This window comes from Streptomyces guryensis (assembly GCF_021261325.1).
Classification (GTDB): domain Bacteria; phylum Actinomycetota; class Actinomycetes; order Streptomycetales; family Streptomycetaceae; genus Streptomyces; species Streptomyces guryensis.
This window is the reverse complement of sequence record NZ_JAJSBI010000006.1, coordinates 112504-128870: the sequence shown is the minus strand read 5'-3', so window position 1 is coordinate 128870 and position 16367 is coordinate 112504. Positions and strand designations below refer to the sequence as shown.

The following is a 16367-nucleotide window of genomic DNA, read 5'->3' as shown; positions in this document are numbered from 1 at the left end:
CGGATCCAGCGGGACGGAAGTGATTGCTTACGCGGTCAACCGTACGTGCTCGTCAGGCGTGCCCCGGCCCCGGGCCTGCCCGCGATCATTAAGGCCGTATGAAGACTCCGGCACCCCGGGAATAGCCGGCCGCCGATCCTCCTTGGCGAGTGGTGCCGGAACCGGTGCCCCGTACAACCGGTGAGCCAGACGGCAGCGAAGGAGAGTGGGAGCAGATGCCCAAGGCGTACGTCTTCACGCGCTACAGCGGACCGGAGGCCGAGGCCCTCGTGGACGTGGACCGGCCGAACCCCGGCCCCGGCCAGGTGCTCGTCGCGGTGCGTGCCGCGGGAGTGAACCCCGTCGACTGGAAGCAGCGCACCGGCTACCGCCGCGCCGGCGAGAGCGGCGGGCATGACTTCCCCGCCTACTTCGGCAGCGAGGTCTCCGGCGTCGTGGAGGAGGCCGGTGAGGGAGTCGAGGGGTTCGCCCTCGGGGACGCCGTGTTCGGCCGGCCCGTCGTCGGCGGGTACTCCGAGTACGCGCTGCTGTCGGTCGACCTGATCGCGCACAAGCCCGACGCGCTCTCCTTCACCGACGCCGCCACCTTGCCTGTCTCGGCCGTGACGGCGTACGACGGAATCCGCCAGCTGGACCTGCCGGCCGGAGCCACCGTCCTGGTGACCGGCGCGGGCGGCGGGGTCGGTGTCGCGGCAGTGCAGATCGCCCGCGCGCTGGGCCTGCGGGTCGTGGGGCTCGCGAGCGAGGCCAAGCAGGACTTCATCGCATCGCTGGGCGCGGAGCACGTGGCGTCCGGCCCGGGCTGGACCGGGCGCGTACCGGGCGGTGTCGACGGCGTGTACGACCTGGTGGGCGGCGACGTCCTGGAGGAGGCGGCGACGCTGCTCACCGACCGGACCAAGCTGATCACGGCCGGCGCCCCGCCCGAGGTCGTGGAGAAACTGGGCGGCGCCCGCGTCGCCCGGGTGCGCACCTCCGACCGGCTCACGGCCGTGGCCGACCTCGTGGTGCGCGGCGACCTGGACCCGCACGTGACGCGGACCTTCCCGCTGGAGCGTGCCGGTGAGGCGCTGCGCACCGTCGAGGAGGGCCACGCCCGCGGCAAGATCGTCATCGAGGTCGCGCGATGAGCCACGTCCTGGACAACCCCGCCCTCGCCTCGCTCACCGGCCCGCACGCGCACTTCGCGGAGCGGCGCGGCCGGGTGCTGCGCTACCCCGAGGGCGTGTCGCCGTGGCTCGCGCTGCCCGACGAGCCCGGCCCCGACGACTGGGCCGACCTCGCGGCGCTGGCGGGCCCCGGGGCGGAGGTGCCGCTCGCCGGCTACTGCGGCGCGCTCCCTGCCGGCTGGGAGGTCACCTTCCATGTGGACGGCGTGCAGCTCGTCGACGACGGCATCGCCGCCGCACCGGACCCGGAGGCCGTCCGTCTCGGCGCCGCCGACGTGCCCGAGATGCTCGACCTGGTCGAACGCACCCGGCCCGGCCCCTTCCTGCCCCGCACCATCGAGCTCGGCACCTACCTCGGCATACGCCGGGGCGGCGCGCTGATAGCGATGGCGGGGGAGCGGCTGCACCCGCCGGGCTGGACCGAGATCAGCGCCGTGTGCACCGACCCCGCCTTCCGCGGCGAGGGCCTCGCGACCCGGCTGATCCTCGCCGTGGCCCACGGCATCCGGGCGCGCGGTGAGACCCCGTTCCTGCATACCGGCGCGGGCAACACCAACGCCATCCGCCTCTATGAGTCCCTCGGCTTCCGGCTGCGCCGCACCACCGCGTTCCTGGCGGCCCGGGCTCCCGAACCCCTCACGGGCGAACGGGAGTTGGCGGCATCCTAGGCTTCGTCGTCGGGGGGCGCCCACGCGTTGTAGCGCACGAGATAGCCGGCGAACCGCCGCAGGTCCTCCGCCGGCCAGTCCTCCAGCCGCTCCCGGAAGGCCGCCCGGCGGCTGTCGGTGACCTGGGCGAGGATCCGGCGCCCGGCCTCGGTCAGGTGCAGGACCTGGACGCGGTGGTCGTCCGGGTCCAGGCGCCGCTCGACGAGCCGGGCCCGCTCCAGGGCGGCCACCTGACGGCTGACCGTGGACTTGTCCAGGGCGTAGTGCGCCGCCAGGTCGGTGGCCCGGCAGCCGCCCCTCTCCTCCAGATGCCCGAGCAGCGTGTACGAGACCAGCGACAGCTCGGGGTGCATACGGCCGGCCGAGGCACGGGCGCGGCGGGCGAAGACCGTCATCTCGTGCTGGATCGTCTCCACGGCTTCGTCTGCTTCCATCGGGCCTCCCTCGTTCATCACGGAATACCACCCCATCCCACTTGGTTGTATAGTACAACTTGAAGTTAGAGTTGTATAAGCCAACCATTTGGAGGTTGTGAGCGATGAGGTCTCCGGCCCTGCGCCATGTGATCACGCACCTGATCACCCCGCTGCTGATGTGCATCGGCATGGGGTTCGCCTACATGGGGGCGTTCGTGACCCCGGAGCCCCACCATCTGCCCGTCGCCGTCGTCGGCTCCGGCCCGCAGGTGAAGGTGTTCGCGCAGACCGTCAAGGACAAGGCGGGGGACAGGCTCGACGTCCGCACCGTCGCCACCCGCTCGGAGGCCGTCGGCCTGCTCGACTCCCGTGACATCACGGGCGCCTACGTGCCCAGCGCCAAGACGCCGGAGCTGGTGGTCGCCAGCGCCGCCTCCGACATGGACGCCACGGCCGTCGAGAAGGTCTTCACGCCCGTCGCCGCGGAGCAGGGCGCCGTACTCAAGGTCACCGACGTGGCCGCCCCGGTCGACGACGATCCCACCGGGCAGGGCCTGTTCTTCCTGCTGATCGCGCTGAGCATCGGCTCCTATGCCTCCGTCGCCGCCCTCGGCGCCGCCGGTGCCGGTCTGCCCATGCGGCTGCGTGCCCTGCTGGCACTCGGCGTCTCCGCCGTCGTCAGCGGCATCGGCGCGCTGCTCGCCGGGCCCGTCTTCCACCTCGCCCACCACGACCTCGCGAGCCTGTGGGGGATGGCCTGGCTCTACTCCGCGGGCATCCTCTTCGTCGGCGTCGGCCTGCACACCTTCCTCAAGCGCTGGACCACCCTCGCCATGATGGTGCTGTTCGTCATGCTCAACTTCACCAGCTCCGGCGGTCTGTTCCGCCCCGACCTGCAGAACGGCTTCTTCGGTACGCTGCACGCCTTCTGGAACGGCGCCGGATTCGTCGAGGGCGCCCGCAGCCTCCTGTACTTCCACAGCGACGGCCTCTCCCGCAACGTATGGACGCTGGCCGCGTGGCTGCTGCTGGGCCTCGCCGTCACGGCGATCGCCGCCGCGTACGAGCGGGCGCGGGGCAGGGCCGAGGCGCCCGTGAGCGCCACCGCACCCGTCCATGTGGCCGAGGCGCAGAAGTCCGAGGCGGCAGCCGAGGAGGAAGCGGAGGAAGAGGCCGAGGAGACGGTCGGCGTCTGACGCCTTGCGGTAATGTGGGCGTCCGGCCGTGGAATCTCCCGGCCACCGAAGACCGAGGAGGTGAGACCCATTACCGCTGTGTCAGGTCGGGTGCTCACGCCTCGAGTCGACGCGGGTCGCCGGCAGTAGGTGACCGCGAGAGCGCCCTTCGACTTACCGAAAGGCTCTCGGCTTTCATGCCTCCCTTGTCTCCTTCGCCTTCCTCCCTGCCATCGCCCTCCACGCGTGAGTCCGTCGTCGCCGTGCTGCGTGCCGCCGGCTGTGTCTTCGCCGAGGACGAGGCGGAGTTGATCCTGGCCGCGGCCCGTACGCCGGAGGAACTGGCCGCCATGGTCGACCGCCGGGTCACCGGCCTGCCCCTCGAACTCGTCGTCGGCTGGGCCGAGTTCCGCGGTCTGCGCATCGCGGTGGAACCCGGCGTGTTCGTGCCCCGCCGCCGCACCGAGTTCCTCGTCGAACAGGCTCTCGCCCAGGTCCCGGACGCGTCCGTCGTGGTCGACCTGTGCTGCGGTTCGGGTGCCGTCGGCGTGGCCCTGGCCACCGCCCTCGGCCACGTCCAGTTGCACGCCGCCGACATCGATCCCGCTGCCGTGCGGTGCGCCCGTCGCAATGTCGGCGCCGTCGGCGGCCGGGTCCACGAGGGCGACCTGTTCGCGGCGCTGCCGGGCCATCTGCGCGGCCGTGTCGACATCCTCGCAGCCAATGTGCCCTACGTCCCCACCGGCGAGGTCGGCCTGCTGCCCACGGAGGCCCGCGACCACGAACCGCTGGTCGCGCTCGACGGCGGCGCGGACGGACTCGACGTCCTGCGCCGCGTCGCCGCCGAAGCGCCCCGCTGGCTCGCCCCTGGCGGCTGCCTCCTCGTCGAGACGAGCGAACGGCAGACCGACGCGGCCGTCGAAGCCTTCACCAAAAGCGGACTGACGGTACGTCTGACGGCCTCCGAGGAGCTGTACGCCAATGTCGTGATCGGAGTCCGTCCTTGAACTCGCCTTCGTCGGCCGGAGACCGCTCCCGATCACGCGGAGGGCGAGAGCTGTTCACGCACCCACTCCGGATCGGGGTTGACATGCGGCCTACCTGCCACCACGACGGTCGGTACGGTCTCGTTGCCGTCGTTGGCCGCCCTCACCCTCGCCGCACCCGCCGGGTCACGCCAGATGTCGACCCAGTACAACTCACGGGCGCTGCGGCCCAGTCGGATACGCAGGCGCAGACAGTACGCGCAGCCCGAGCGCCAGAAGACGACCGGTCGGCCGTCGATCGCGCTGCGCCGTTCCGCCTCCAGCGCATCGATCGACTTGGGGAAGACCAGCGGCGAGTGCACGCCTGCGAGCACCACGAACACCAGCAGGAGGGCTACTGCGACGACCGGGCTGCCACTGAGGAGCGGCACAGTCGCAGCGGCTGAGCCGCAGAGCACCAGCACAAGCGACAAGTTCCAAGAACGCATCATGATGACGCAGGTTACCGATGCGTCAGGTCGTCGCGCCGCTGCCCGACGGGCTCGGCGACGGCGCGTGGTGGCGCCAGTCCCTGTTGCCCTTGCCCGGGAACCTGCCGTGCCGGTCGCCGGGCCCGTTGTGGTCGAAGGTGCCGGAGACCGCGCGGGTCGCGGTCCGGGTGCCGTTGTCGGAGCGGGTGCCGGCGAGGAGGGCCGTCTCACCCTTCTTGAGGTCGCCGGCGCCCGAACCCTTCGTACCGTCCCGGAAGACGGTGGTGTCGGAGTTCACGGTCCATGCCCACCGGGCGCCGTCGTCGCTCTTGACCGTGACCTGGTCGCCGTCGACCTTCTCGACGGTGCCGCGCTGCCAGATCCGTACGACCCACTTGCCCGTGTCCTGGTCCTTGACCGTGGTCTCGCCGTGCACACCCAGGCTGCCGAACCCGAAACCGAACCACGGGCCCACACCGTGCCGGCCGCCGGGGCCGCGGGGCGACGGCGATGCGGATCCGGACGCCGAGGGCATGGCGCCCTGGCCGGAGCCGCCCGAGGTGGCGGCGTAGGCGACCGTGCCGCCGATGGCCAGTACGGCGACCGTGGCCGCCGCGGCCACGGCACGCGCCCGGCGGGACCGGCGCCGCCACCGTGCCGGCTCGCGCTCCGGGCCGCCCGGCCCTGTCATCACTTCCATGTCCGCCGTCGGCTCGAAGCGCCCGTCGGGCGGCTCGCCACCGGCGCTGGGTTCCTGGTCCGGCTCGTGCATCACGGCTCGCTCCCATCGGCCACGGCAGGCGGCATCTGCGTGCCATGCCTTGCTGTGATTGTCGAATGCGGACGATAAGGAACCCGTAATCAGTTGCTGTGAGAGCCCCGCCCAGCCGTACCGACGATCAGCTCGGCTTCTGCACCCGCGCGATGAGGAGCGCCACGTCGTCGGAGTTGTCGGGCTGGTGCAGGGTGCGCAGCAGGAGGTCGCAGACCTCCTCCAGTGGGCGGTCGGGGCCTTCGAGGAGGGACAAGAGGGCGTCCAGGCGCTCGTCGAGGGGATGCTGCCGGGTCTCGACCAGTCCGTCGGTGTAGAACACCAGGCGGTCGCCGGGCTCCAGGTCGACCGTCGTGGTGGAGAAGGCGACCCCGCCCACGCCCAGCGGTACGCCCGTGGGCAGTTCCAGCAGCTCCGGGGGATGCCCGGGCCGCAGCCGGGCCGGCGGCAGATGCCCGGCGTTGGCTATCCGGCACTGACGCAACCGCGGGTCGTGCACGGCGTACACGCAGGTGGCGATCGAGTGGTCCAGGCCCTCGGTGATCTTGTCGAGGTGTTCCAGGAGCCGGGCCGGATCCAGGTCCAGGGAAGCCAGGGTGTTGGTCGCGGTGCGCAGCCGCCCCATGGTCGCCGCCGCGTTGATGCCGCTGCCCATCACATCGCCCACCACCAGCGCCGTCTTGCCGCCGTCCAGCGGAATCACGTCGAACCAGTCGCCGCCGACCTCGCTGGTGGCTCCCGCGGGCTGGTAGCGGGAGGCGACCTCGAGGCCGCCGGTCACCGGCGGGTGGCTGGGCAGCAGGCTGCGCTGCAGGGTGAGGGCGGTGTCGCGGGCGTTCTGGTACCAGCGGGCGTTGTCGATCTGCACGGCCGCGCGGGACGCCAGCTCGCGGGCGAGCAACAGGTCGTCCTCGCTGAACGGCCGCGGGTTGTGCGTGCGCTTGAGGTCGAGGGCGCCGAGCACCTCACCGCGGGCGATCAGCGGCACCGCCAGGTACGAGTGGACGCCCGCGTCGGCCAGCAGCTCCGCCGCCTCGGGCGAGCGCGCTATGCGCGGCAGGTCCGCGGCCTCGACCTGCGGCACCATCACCGGCCGGGCGGTGCGTACGCACTCGGTGACCAGGCGGTCGGGGCCGTACCGGGTCACCCGCCCGGGCGGGTCGGCCGCCCGCAGCGCCTCGGGAGCACCGTCCGCCTGCACGGCGAGGGCCCGGATCACCGCCGGCTCCTCGGGGCCGAGGCTGCTGCGTCTGCCCGCCACCACGGCCTCCAGCAGGTCCACGGCGGCGATGTCGGCGAGCTCGGGGACGGCGACGTCGGCCAGTTCGCGGGCGGTGCGGTCCAGCTCCAGGGTCGTGCCGATACGGGCGGAGGCGTCCGCGATGACCTGTAGTCGCCGGCGCGCGGCCTCCGCCTCGACGCTCGCCCGGTGCTGCTCGGTGATGTCCACGACCGAACCGGCCACGCCCAGCACGGTCCCGACGGCGTCCTCCAGCCGGTACAGGGAGAGCGACCAGGCGCGCTCCTCGTCCGGTTCGGCCGGGGTCCGGCCGGTCGCCTTCTGGTCGACGAGGGGATGCCCTGTCTCCAGCACATGACGTGCCGCGCCCTCGATGGCCGCGACGTCGAGATGCGGCAGGACGTCACCGATCGACCGGCCGATGTGGTCCTCCGCGGAGATCCCGTTGAGCCGCTCGAGGGCCGGATTGACCGACACGTACCGCAGATCGGTGTCCAGGACGGCCAGCCCGATGGGGGACTGCGCGATCATCCGGGTGGACAGCGCCACGTCCCGCTCCAGCCGCCGTACGGTCGACCGGTCGGCGCACAGCCCCAGCGCGTAGACGTCGCCGTGGTCGTCCAGCAGCCGCATGTTGCGGAACTCCACCAGGCGCGTGCTGCCGTCCTTGCGCCGTATGGGGAAGGCCCCGGCCCAGCTCTGACCGGTGACCATGACATCGGCGAACAGTTTGACCACCAGGTCGAGATGCTGCTCGTGCACCATGATCCGGGCCGCGTACTCCCCGAGGGCCTCCTGCGCCGGATAGCCGAACAGCTCCTCGGCCTGCGGGCTCCACAGCACGATGTGTCCCTCGGCGTCCAGGACCACCGAGGCCACCCCCAGCACGTCGAGCAGCCCGCTCGGCCGTACCGACCCCTCGCCCTCGGCCACCGGAAACCCAGGTGCACTCATTCCACGCACCGCCTTCGCCCGCTCGCGCGGCACGCCGTCCCCCGTGCCGACTCCCCAAGTTCTACCGCGCTCAACCGTCCCTGTGACGACCCCGTCGCCCACCTCCACCATCCCTCAACACGGTGGGCGCCGTCCCCCGGAGCCGTGACGACAGTACCCGGTACGGAACGTCACCGAGCCGACAGCCCCCGTTACCGATTTGGTCTGTACATGCCTACATCACCGGGCCAGACTGTCCGCCGAGCACGCCCGCCCCCATCGAGGAGCCCCCCATGCCCCTGCGCGCCCGGCAACGTTGTCACGCGGCCCTCACCGCCACCCTCGCCCTTGCGGCCGCCGCCGTCCTGTCCGCCGCTCCGCCCGCCTCGGCGGCCGACGCCTGGACGGAAGTGGGCTCGGACCGCGCCGATCCGCTGACCGAGAGCCAGGGCCTGGCCTCCGTCGAGGTCCCGGCCGACAGCCCCAACCGGTACACCGGCATCGGCACGATCCCCGCCGGTGTCTCCAGCCGCGGCTGGAACCACGTCGGCGACCCCGACGCCTCCTACAACGGCTACTACGTCGAGCCCTACCAGGCGGACTCGGGCAACGCGAAGATGTTCCGTGTACAGGCACCGGGCGGCGCCTGGTCGGAGTACGTCCACACGCTCAGCTCCGGCGAGGCACTCAACAACTCCTGGGTCGCGATCTCGCCCGACGGACAGTGGATGCTGGCCGGCGAGTACGGCACCATGAGCCGCTTCCTGGTGTTCCCGACCCCGGGCGTCAACGCGAGCACCTCGCCCTCGGCGAACCTCCCGCAGGCCTCCACCGTCAACCTGGACCACGCCGTACGCGACGTACAGGGCTGCGACTTCTCCGGCCCGACCACGTTGCTGTGCTCCTCCGACGACCCGGCGGGCACGCTGTTCGGCGTCACCAAGCCGCTCCTCCAGGTCGACCTGTCCGCCCGGCCGAACGGCACGTCGGACGTCTCCGGCCATGTCACCGCCCTGCGGCAGCTCCCGCTGCGCAGCTCCTGCTCGGGCACCTTCGAGGTCGAGGGCATCGACTACGACCGCCGCGACGGCACCCTGCGCGTGATCGTCGTGTCGCCGGGCTTCTGCGTTCTGACGGACAGCAAGACGTACCGCTTCACACGGAGCTGACCCTCTCGCTGGTCCGGTCCGTGCTGTGGTGCTTTTCTGGGGATGTGGCGTGGTTCGCGGGGAACCCGTGGCGCCGCGCCACCGCCACGAGAGGAGCGATCACGATGGACCGTGTGCGACCGCACGAGGAGCCCGTATCCCTCGAGATCAGCGGATGCAGCAAGGAGGACGCCCGGATCGTGTTCGACACCCTGTGTGCGTGCTTCGAGTCCGACCGGGGGCCCGAGGAGGTGCCGCAGCAGCTCCATGAGAGCCGGCCGATGGTGTGGCTCGGTACGTTCGAGGTGACCGATGCGCATGAGTGCCCACCTCCCGCGCGGCTCTCGTCCTCCGTGGAGGCCGATGCGCAGGGTGGCTACTGGGCCATCGAGCGGTTGCGCACCACGCTGGACTCGCTGTTCGCGGTGCGGGACCTTTCCTCGGCCTCCGGGGATCAGGAGCGGGAGTTGCATGTGCGGCTCGAAACCCGCTGAGGAAGCGCTCCGCTGGGTTCGGCGGGATGGGTTGACGATCGGCTGCGGCGCCGTCGTGGCCGGTCGCGCAGTTCCCCGCGTCCCTTCAGGGCGCCAGGAGGCGCAGCAGGGCCTGCATGTAGACGGTGTGGATTGTGGGCAGGTCCGCCAGGCAGGCGCGTTCGTCCACGCCGTGCAGCCCCTCGTAGCGCACGCCGAAGCCCGCTGTGGCCGGGATGCCCTGGGCTGCGAGTAGGTTGCCGATGTTCGAGGGACCCGCGGTCTTCGGTCGGACCGTGAGGCCCTCTCCGGCGGCGGCCTCCAGCAGTGCGGCGGCGGGCTGCTCGTCCTCTGCCAGGCGGTACGCCGGCCAGCAGGCCACCTGGGTGATCGCGGTCGGGGCCGGGCCGGGCAGCCGCCGGTCGAGTTCGGCCGCCGCCGTGCGGACCAGGTTCTCCGCCGCGCGGGCGTCGAAGATCGGGGTGGTGCGGATGTCGACGCCCAGCTCGCACAGGCCGGGAATCACGGAGAAGCCCTCGCCGCCGTGGCAGGAGGTCACCGTCAGTTTCGGCGGCAGTGGGAACCCGCCTTCGGCGCCCGGGAGTTCGGCCTCCTCCAGCAGTCGTACCAGCCGCGCCGCCCGGGAGACGGCGCCGAGCGCCGCGCGCCTCGACCCGGAGTGTCCCGACTCCGCGCGCACCGCGATCGTGGCCCGCCACAGCCCCCGCCCGCCGACCACCACCTCGTCCGGGCCGGGATAACCGATCATCGCCCCCGCCGGGCGCACCGCGTCCGCGTCCGCGAGATAGGCCCGGGCCCCGCCGAACCCGCCGGTGTGCTCGTCGGCGTCCAGCAGCACCGCGAGCCCGCCGTGCAGGTCGTCCGCACCGGCGCGCAGCTCGGCCGCGATCCGGCAGAACATCGCGGCCGCCAACTTGGAGTCGGCTGCTCCCCGCCCCCGCAGCCACCCGTCCACGACGTCCCCGCAGTCCGGCCGAAACGACCAGGCGTCCTCGTCGCCGTACGGGGCGGTGTCCACGCAGGCATCCAGTGCCCACCACGGCCCCGGCCGGCCGCCCGCGACCTCCACCAGCAAGGCGATCGGTCGGCCCGCGTCGTCGTAGAGGCGCCGACATGGCAGGTCGCGGGCGTCGAGCCAGTCCTGGAGGACGGCGAGGACGGGCTCGTAGTCGTCGATCCCGGCCCGGCTCGGGCGGCGGATCAGCTCCTGCGCGAGCTCGATCACCTCGGTGTCTTCGGGGCTCATGAGGCCACTGTGCCCCGGGGTGGTCGGTGTCACCCCTCTCTGTTTTTGCAACTAGTTGCAAAAAGGGGGCGGGGTCCTCTACAACAGAGGCACCATACTGCGCACGGAGGGGCCCGATGAGCCGTTACCCGCACCTGCTGAACCCGCTCGACCTGGGCTTCACCACGCTGCCCAACCGCGTACTCATGGGCTCCATGCACGTCGGACTGGAGGAGGCCGAGCGCGGCTTCGAGCGGATGGCGGAGTTCTATGCCGCCCGTGCGCGCGGGGGAGTGGGTCTCATCGTCACCGGCGGCATCGCGCCCAACGACGAGGGACGGCCGTACGAGGGCGGTGCCAAGCTCACCACCGACGCGGAGGCCGAGCAGCACCGGGGGATCACCGAGGCCGTGCACCGCGAGGGCGGCCGGATCGCCATGCAGATTCTGCACTTCGGCCGGTACGCCTACCACCAGGACCTGGTCGCCCCGAGCCCCCTGCAGGCGCCGATCAGCCCGTTCCCGCCCCGCGAGCTCACCGACGCCGACGTCGAGCGGACCGTCGACGACTACGCCCGCGCCGCCCGCCTCGCGCGGCAGGCCGGCTACGACGGTGTCGAGATCATGGGCTCCGAGGGCTACCTCATCAACGAGTTCATCGCTGCCCAGACCAACCAGCGCACCGACCGCTGGGGCGGCTCCTACGAGAACCGCATGCGTTTCCCCGTCGAGATCGTGCGGCGGGTGCGCGAGGCCGTCGGCGAGGACTTCATCATCATCTACCGGCTGTCGATGCTGGACCTGGTCCCCGGCGGCTCCACCCTCGACGAGGTGATCACCCTCGCCAAGGCCGTGGAGGAGGCCGGTGCGACGATCATCAACACCGGAATCGGCTGGCACGAGGCCCGCATCCCGACCATCGCGACCTCCGTGCCGCGCGGCGCCTACGCCTGGGTCACCAAGAAGCTCATGGGCGAGGTCTCGGTGCCGCTCGTGACCACCAACCGCATCAACACCCCCGAGCTGGCCGAGGAGTTGCTCGCCTCGGGTCACGCGGACATGGTCTCCATGGCCCGCCCGATGCTCGCCGACCCCGATTTCGTCAACAAGGCCGCCGAGGGTGAGCCGGAGGCCATCAACACCTGCATCGGCTGCAACCAGGCCTGCCTCGACCACACCTTCAGCCTCAAGATCACCTCTTGCCTGGTCAACCCGCGCGCCTGCCACGAGACCGAGCTGGTCCTGTCCCCGACCCGGCTGCGCAAGCGCGTCGCCGTCGTCGGCGCCGGACCTGCCGGGCTCGCCTGCGCCGTGTCGGCCGCCGAACGCGGCCACGACGTGACACTGTTCGACGCCGCGAGCGAGGTCGGGGGCCAGCTCAACGTCGCCCGCAAGGTCCCCGGCAAGCAGGAGTTCGACGAGACCCTGCGCTACTTCCGCCACCAGCTCGACGCGCACGGCGTGGAGGTACGCCTCAACACGCTTGTGGAAGCAGGGGACTTGGCGGGCTACGACGAGGTCGTCGTCGCCACCGGCGTCACCCCGCGAACCCCCGACATCCCGGGTGTCGACCACCCGAGCGTCGTCGGCTACCTCGACGTGCTGCGCGACAACGTGACCGTGGGCGACCGCGTGGCGATCCTCGGCGCGGGCGGCATCGGCTTCGATGTCGCCGAGTTCCTGACCGACGGCGGTGACAAGGCGAGCGAGGACCCGGAGACGTACTTCCGCCAGTGGGGTGTCGACATGGACTACCAGGCGCCGGGCGGACTCGCCGTCCCCGAGCGTCCCGCCCCGCCGCGCACGGTCCACCTCCTGCAGCGCAAGTCCAGCAAGGTCGGCGCGGGCCTGGGCAGGACCACCGGCTGGATCCACCGCGCCGAGCTCAAGCACCGCGGCGTCACCATGGTGCCGGGCGTCCGCTACGACCGCATCGACGACGCCGGACTGCACGTCACCGTCGGCGAGGAGAGCACCGTCCTGCCCGTCGACACCATCGTGCTGTGCACCGGACAGGAACCGCGCCGCGGCCTGTACGAGGAGCTGGTCGCCGCCGGTGTCGGCGCGCACCTGATCGGCGGTGCCGACGTGGCCGCCGAACTGGACGCCAAGCGTGCCATCAAGCAGGGCACGGAGCTGGCGGCGGCCCTCTAGCAGGCCGCGCGGCCGTCCCTAGGATGACTCCATGTCACTCCCGCACGCGATCCTCACCGCCCTGCTCGAAAAGCCGTCCTCGGGGCTGGAGCTGACCCGCCGGTTCGACAAGTCGATCGGCTACTTCTGGTCGGCGACCCATCAGCAGATCTATCGCGAGCTGGGAAGGCTGGAGGCGGACGGCCACATCCGGGCGCTGCCGGCCGAGCAGCCGGCCCGCGGGCAGAAGAAGAGCTATGAAGTCCTGCCCGCGGGCAGCGCCGAACTGGCCCGCTGGACCGCCGCGTCCCAGGACCCCAAACCGCACCGCGATGTGTTGCTGCTGCGGTTGCGCGCGGCGGCCGTGGTGGGCACCGCGGGTCTGGCGGACGACCTGCGCCGCCATCTCGACCTGCACCGGCTGCAGTTGGCCGAGTACCAGGAGATCGAGAAGCGCGACTTCCCGCCCGGCCGGGACGCTCCCCAGGACCGGCTGCGGCACCTGGTGCTGCGAGCCGGCATCGACCTGGAGACCTTCTGGACGCAGTGGCTCACGCACGCGCTGGAGGAGTTCGCCGAGCTGCCCGGTTCCGAACCGGCGTGAGCTCTGCGGCTCGTGCGTGCGTCCGCCGTCAGAGCCGGTTCGGCCTGGCACGCCGACGCAGGTACCAGCCCGTCGCGATGACGCCCGTGCCCACCAGGGCGGCGCCCACCCCGAGCGTCAGCGGGCCGTAGTCCTGGACGGCGCCACCGACCCCGCCCCTGACGCCGAGCGAGGGCGAGGGCTTGGTGGTGGCCGAGATGGTGGAGGCCGGGGTGGTGGTGGGGGTCGCGGTAGGAGTGGTGGAGCCTGAGACGACGACGGACTGGGTGCCCGCGGTGGCGCCGGTCGCGCAGACGACCGTCACGGTGAAGGTGCCGGGGCTCACGTTCGACCAGGCCGCCGACTGCAGGGCGGCGGTGCCCGACAGCGGCATCTGACGGGGCGACTGGCTGCTGTGGAGCAGCGAAGCGGTGCCCAACGCACCGTTGGTGCCGCGCGTGGAGCACACGCTCGTGGTCACCGAAACAGTGGACCCGCTGGTACTCACCGAGATTCCCGCCCCCTGCGCCGCGGCCGGTACGGCGGCCAGGGCGAGCGGGAGCGCGGCGGCCGCCGCGGTCAGTGCGGAGCGAACGACTGGCTGAGAGTTGCGCATGGGACTGCCCTCCGACGGCACGGTTGGCGGTACATCCCTTGCGCCGCCGAAGGTCGGGAAAGGTCCGTGCTGCCTCAGGGGCAGCCAACGTCCCCACGGGCCGCCCCGCATGCGGACCGCCTCCGGGCAGGTGATGGATTCCTCCGTCCGGCCCATGCCGCGGGGCCGTGATGGCCCTCAGTCGCCGACCGCTCCGGTCGTCACCGTGCGCTCCACCGAGAAGCCGCCCCAGGTGCCGTCGGGCAGCCTGGCCCGGATCCGCACGCGGTGGCTCACGCCGGCGTCCCGGCCGACGTAGAAGGAGTACGACGCCCGGCCGCGCGGCGCGTCCCCGCCGTACACCAGGGAGGTGGCCGCCCGGCCGTCGAGGCGGATCTGGTACTCCGTGACCAGGCCGTCGCTGCGCGGCGGGATCCAGCGAAGGTCGAGGTAGTACGCCCCGCCGGCGCGGTGACTCGTCGCACGGAAGGCGGTGGGCGCCGTGTTCCGTCCGTCGTCGGAGCCCGGGGTGCGGAGACGGACGGTGGCGCCGGGAGGCGAGAGGTTGTCGGCGGCGTCGCGGGCCCGGATGGTGAAGGCGTAACGGGTGCCCGGCCGCAGCCCGGTGACGACGGTCGCCGTCTGTGCTGCGACCGTACTGTGGATCTCCGCGGTGCCCTGGTAGACGTCGTACGACACCACGGCCCGGTCGTCCCTCGACGCGGACCAGGACAGCTCGACGGCCCTGCTGCCGACTGCTCGGCCGCGCACATGTTCCGGGCGGGTAGGGGCCGTGTCGTCCGCCGCCACGGCCGCCGGAGTCGTCGCGCGCACCTGGCGGCCGGGCGGCCCGAGCCGGCACTCGGTGTTCCGCGCCCGGACGGTGAAGACGTACGAGGTGGACGGCCTGAGCCTGATGACGTCCACCATGTGCTCCGAGCCGGGTACCTCCTCGACCTTCGTGGTGCCGCGATACACCTCGTAGACGCCGACGCGGGGGTTCGCGGACACCGCGTTCCACATCACGTGCACGCTGGTCGCACTGCCGGCCGCCGCGGCCACTCCCTCGGGCGCCGACGGCAGCCCGTCCTCCTCGCCCCCGGCGCCGCTCCCACCGCAGGAGCCGAGCAGGGCCAGTGCGGCACAGAGCGCGAGGGATCGGTACACGAGCACGGTGGCGCGACGCACGGCTCCGCCTCCCCGGACGACACGGCGGCAATGGTCCGGACCAATATGGCCTGAGTGATGTGATCGCATCAAGGGGGCGGGGTGCGGTTCGACGGCACTGGCGGCGATGTCGGGGACCGCCCGCCCGAGTTGCGTGAGACCGCTGGCCGGAGTTACGAAAGACCCCCGCCGGGGTTACGTATGCTGAAGCTCCTCACGGCTGAACTCTCGCTGAGCGTTGGGGAGTTCAGGCCGGTGGTGCGGGCCGCTGTCGTCGCTGTTCCCGCGCCGGACCCGGGTGGCCGGGCCGCCGGAGCCGACAGGGGCTCCGGCGGCCCGGCCACCCGCCGGACGTCCGAAGACACGCCACGCCGTGACCTGCCTGGGGCTGTGCGCCGTCCGGTCCGCCTACGGTGGCCCAATGATCGCTACGGCGCCGGACCGGGCTGACTGCCCGTCAGTGCCCCTTCGGGAAAGGGCTCCTCATGGTGCGTGTCCAGTCGCTGACCCTGGCCGTGGCCGGTGCCGCTTTACTCGCCCCGCCGATGCTGTCCGACGCCGCGGCCCGCGGCCGGGTGGAGCCGGTGGTCTGGCGCGAGGGCGACGTCCGCGCCGCCGATCTGCTGGCCAGGGTGCGTGACTGCACCCGGGTCTCCCGCGGCCGCTTCCGCAGCGACGCCGGCACACCGGCGGCGATCGAGGTGTGCGGCACCCGGCGCGCCGTCTTCTGGAAGGCCGACATGGACATCGACTGCGACGGACAGCCCGGACCGCGCTGCAACCGTCGCAACGATTCGTCGTTCTCCGAGGCCACCGCCTACCAGCAGTCGGACGGGCGCTACCTGAGCGCCGAACGCCTCCCGTACATCGTCGTGCCCGCCGCGAGCCGCGTCTGGGACCCCCTCGACGACGGCGTGCGCGGCGGGTCGGTCGCCGCCGTCGTGTACCGGGGCCGCGTGCAGTACGCGGTCGTGGGTGACATCGGCCCGGAGGGCGTCATCGGCGAGGCGTCCTACGCCACCGCCAAGGGCCTCGGCATCCCCCCTGGCCCGAGCGGCGGCGGCACGGCATCGGGGGTCACCTACATCGTCTTCAAGTACTCGCAGGTCAAGCCGATCGAGAGCCATGCCGCCGCCGTCGCGGTGGGACGGCGGCTGGCGCAGCAGTTCGTGCGCGGCGGATAGCCGCCCGGGG

16 protein-coding genes are annotated in these 16367 nt (G+C 72.1%); 9 read left to right on the top strand and 7 right to left on the bottom strand.

Translation table 11 applies throughout. The annotated features are described in order from the left end of the window. Window positions 1-215 precede the first annotated feature (215 nt). A complete protein-coding gene (locus tag LJ657_RS14495) occupies window positions 216-1130 on the top strand; it encodes an NADP-dependent oxidoreductase (protein ID WP_232648998.1) in 915 nt (304 codons plus the stop codon). After that, window positions 1127-1837: a GNAT family N-acetyltransferase gene (locus LJ657_RS14490; RefSeq protein ID WP_232648997.1), complete on the top strand. Its 711-nt coding sequence runs from the start codon at window positions 1127-1129 to the stop codon at window positions 1835-1837. The genes LJ657_RS14495 and LJ657_RS14490 overlap by 4 nt, the downstream gene beginning before the upstream one ends. Here LJ657_RS14490 and LJ657_RS14485 read toward each other — a convergent pair. After that, window positions 1834-2271, bottom strand: a complete 438-nt coding sequence (locus tag LJ657_RS14485) for a MarR family winged helix-turn-helix transcriptional regulator (RefSeq protein WP_232648996.1) — start codon at window positions 2269-2271, stop codon at window positions 1834-1836. The genes LJ657_RS14490 and LJ657_RS14485 overlap by 4 nt on opposite strands. A gap of 104 nt (window positions 2272-2375) precedes the next feature. Here LJ657_RS14485 and LJ657_RS14480 point away from each other — a divergent pair, with 104 nt between their 5' ends. Continuing rightward, window positions 2376-3449: a YhgE/Pip domain-containing protein gene (locus LJ657_RS14480; RefSeq protein WP_232648995.1), complete on the top strand. Its 1074-nt coding sequence runs from the start codon at window positions 2376-2378 to the stop codon at window positions 3447-3449. Between the two features lie 176 nt (window positions 3450-3625). Then, entirely contained in the window at window positions 3626-4435 is an 810-nt protein-coding gene (locus tag LJ657_RS14475) for a putative protein N(5)-glutamine methyltransferase (RefSeq protein WP_232648994.1), read from the top strand. A 32-nt stretch (window positions 4436-4467) separates the two neighbouring features. Here the strand turns inward: LJ657_RS14475 and LJ657_RS14470 are convergent, their stop codons facing one another. The 3 genes from LJ657_RS14470 to LJ657_RS14460 all read right to left on the bottom strand — a co-directional run bounded on the left by LJ657_RS14470 (window position 4468) and on the right by LJ657_RS14460 (window position 7850). Continuing rightward, the gene (locus LJ657_RS14470) at window positions 4468-4905 is read right to left on the bottom strand and encodes a glutaredoxin domain-containing protein (protein ID WP_232648993.1); all 438 of its coding nucleotides are present in this window, start codon (window positions 4903-4905) and stop codon (window positions 4468-4470) included. Window positions 4906-4927: 22 nt separating this feature from the next. After that, window positions 4928-5656, bottom strand: coding sequence for a hypothetical protein (locus LJ657_RS14465; RefSeq protein WP_232648992.1), 729 nt, complete (start codon window positions 5654-5656; stop codon window positions 4928-4930). A 127-nt stretch (window positions 5657-5783) separates the two neighbouring features. Next, window positions 5784-7850, bottom strand: coding sequence for a SpoIIE family protein phosphatase (locus tag LJ657_RS14460; protein WP_232648991.1), 2067 nt, complete (start codon window positions 7848-7850; stop codon window positions 5784-5786). Window positions 7851-8122: 272 nt separating this feature from the next. On the opposite strand from LJ657_RS14460, the gene LJ657_RS14455 reads away from it, so the two are divergent. Both LJ657_RS14455 and LJ657_RS14450 read left to right on the top strand, forming a co-directional pair. Beyond that, window positions 8123-8998: a hypothetical protein gene (locus LJ657_RS14455; RefSeq protein WP_232648990.1), complete on the top strand. Its 876-nt coding sequence runs from the start codon at window positions 8123-8125 to the stop codon at window positions 8996-8998. Window positions 8999-9102: 104 nt separating this feature from the next. After that, window positions 9103-9471, top strand: a complete 369-nt coding sequence (locus tag LJ657_RS14450; protein WP_232648989.1) for a hypothetical protein — start codon at window positions 9103-9105, stop codon at window positions 9469-9471. An 85-nt stretch (window positions 9472-9556) separates the two neighbouring features. On the opposite strand, the gene LJ657_RS14445 is transcribed toward LJ657_RS14450, so the two are convergent. After that, window positions 9557-10717 carry a M20 family metallopeptidase gene (locus LJ657_RS14445; protein ID WP_232648988.1) on the bottom strand — a complete coding sequence of 387 codons (1161 nt, stop codon included), beginning with the start codon at window positions 10715-10717 and terminating at the stop codon, window positions 9557-9559. A gap of 116 nt (window positions 10718-10833) precedes the next feature. Here LJ657_RS14445 and LJ657_RS14440 point away from each other — a divergent pair, with 116 nt between their 5' ends. After that, window positions 10834-12849 carry an NADPH-dependent 2,4-dienoyl-CoA reductase gene (locus LJ657_RS14440; protein WP_232648987.1) on the top strand — a complete coding sequence of 672 codons (2016 nt, stop codon included), beginning with the start codon at window positions 10834-10836 and terminating at the stop codon, window positions 12847-12849. A 31-nt stretch (window positions 12850-12880) separates the two neighbouring features. Further along, window positions 12881-13432 (top strand): PadR family transcriptional regulator, encoded by a 552-nt coding sequence (locus LJ657_RS14435; RefSeq protein ID WP_232648986.1) that lies wholly within the window; start codon window positions 12881-12883, stop codon window positions 13430-13432. Window positions 13433-13460: 28 nt separating this feature from the next. Here the strand turns inward: LJ657_RS14435 and LJ657_RS14430 are convergent, their stop codons facing one another. Both LJ657_RS14430 and LJ657_RS14425 read right to left on the bottom strand, forming a co-directional pair. Continuing rightward, entirely contained in the window at window positions 13461-14027 is a 567-nt protein-coding gene (locus tag LJ657_RS14430) for a hypothetical protein (protein WP_232648985.1), read from the bottom strand. A gap of 177 nt (window positions 14028-14204) precedes the next feature. Continuing rightward, a complete protein-coding gene (locus tag LJ657_RS14425) occupies window positions 14205-15194 on the bottom strand; it encodes a fibronectin type III domain-containing protein (protein ID WP_232648984.1) in 990 nt (329 codons plus the stop codon). Window positions 15195-15661: 467 nt separating this feature from the next. Here LJ657_RS14425 and LJ657_RS14420 point away from each other — a divergent pair, with 467 nt between their 5' ends. Then, the gene (locus tag LJ657_RS14420) at window positions 15662-16357 is read left to right on the top strand and encodes a glycoside hydrolase family 75 protein (protein WP_232649233.1); all 696 of its coding nucleotides are present in this window, start codon (window positions 15662-15664) and stop codon (window positions 16355-16357) included. Window positions 16358-16367: the final 10 nt, after the last annotated feature.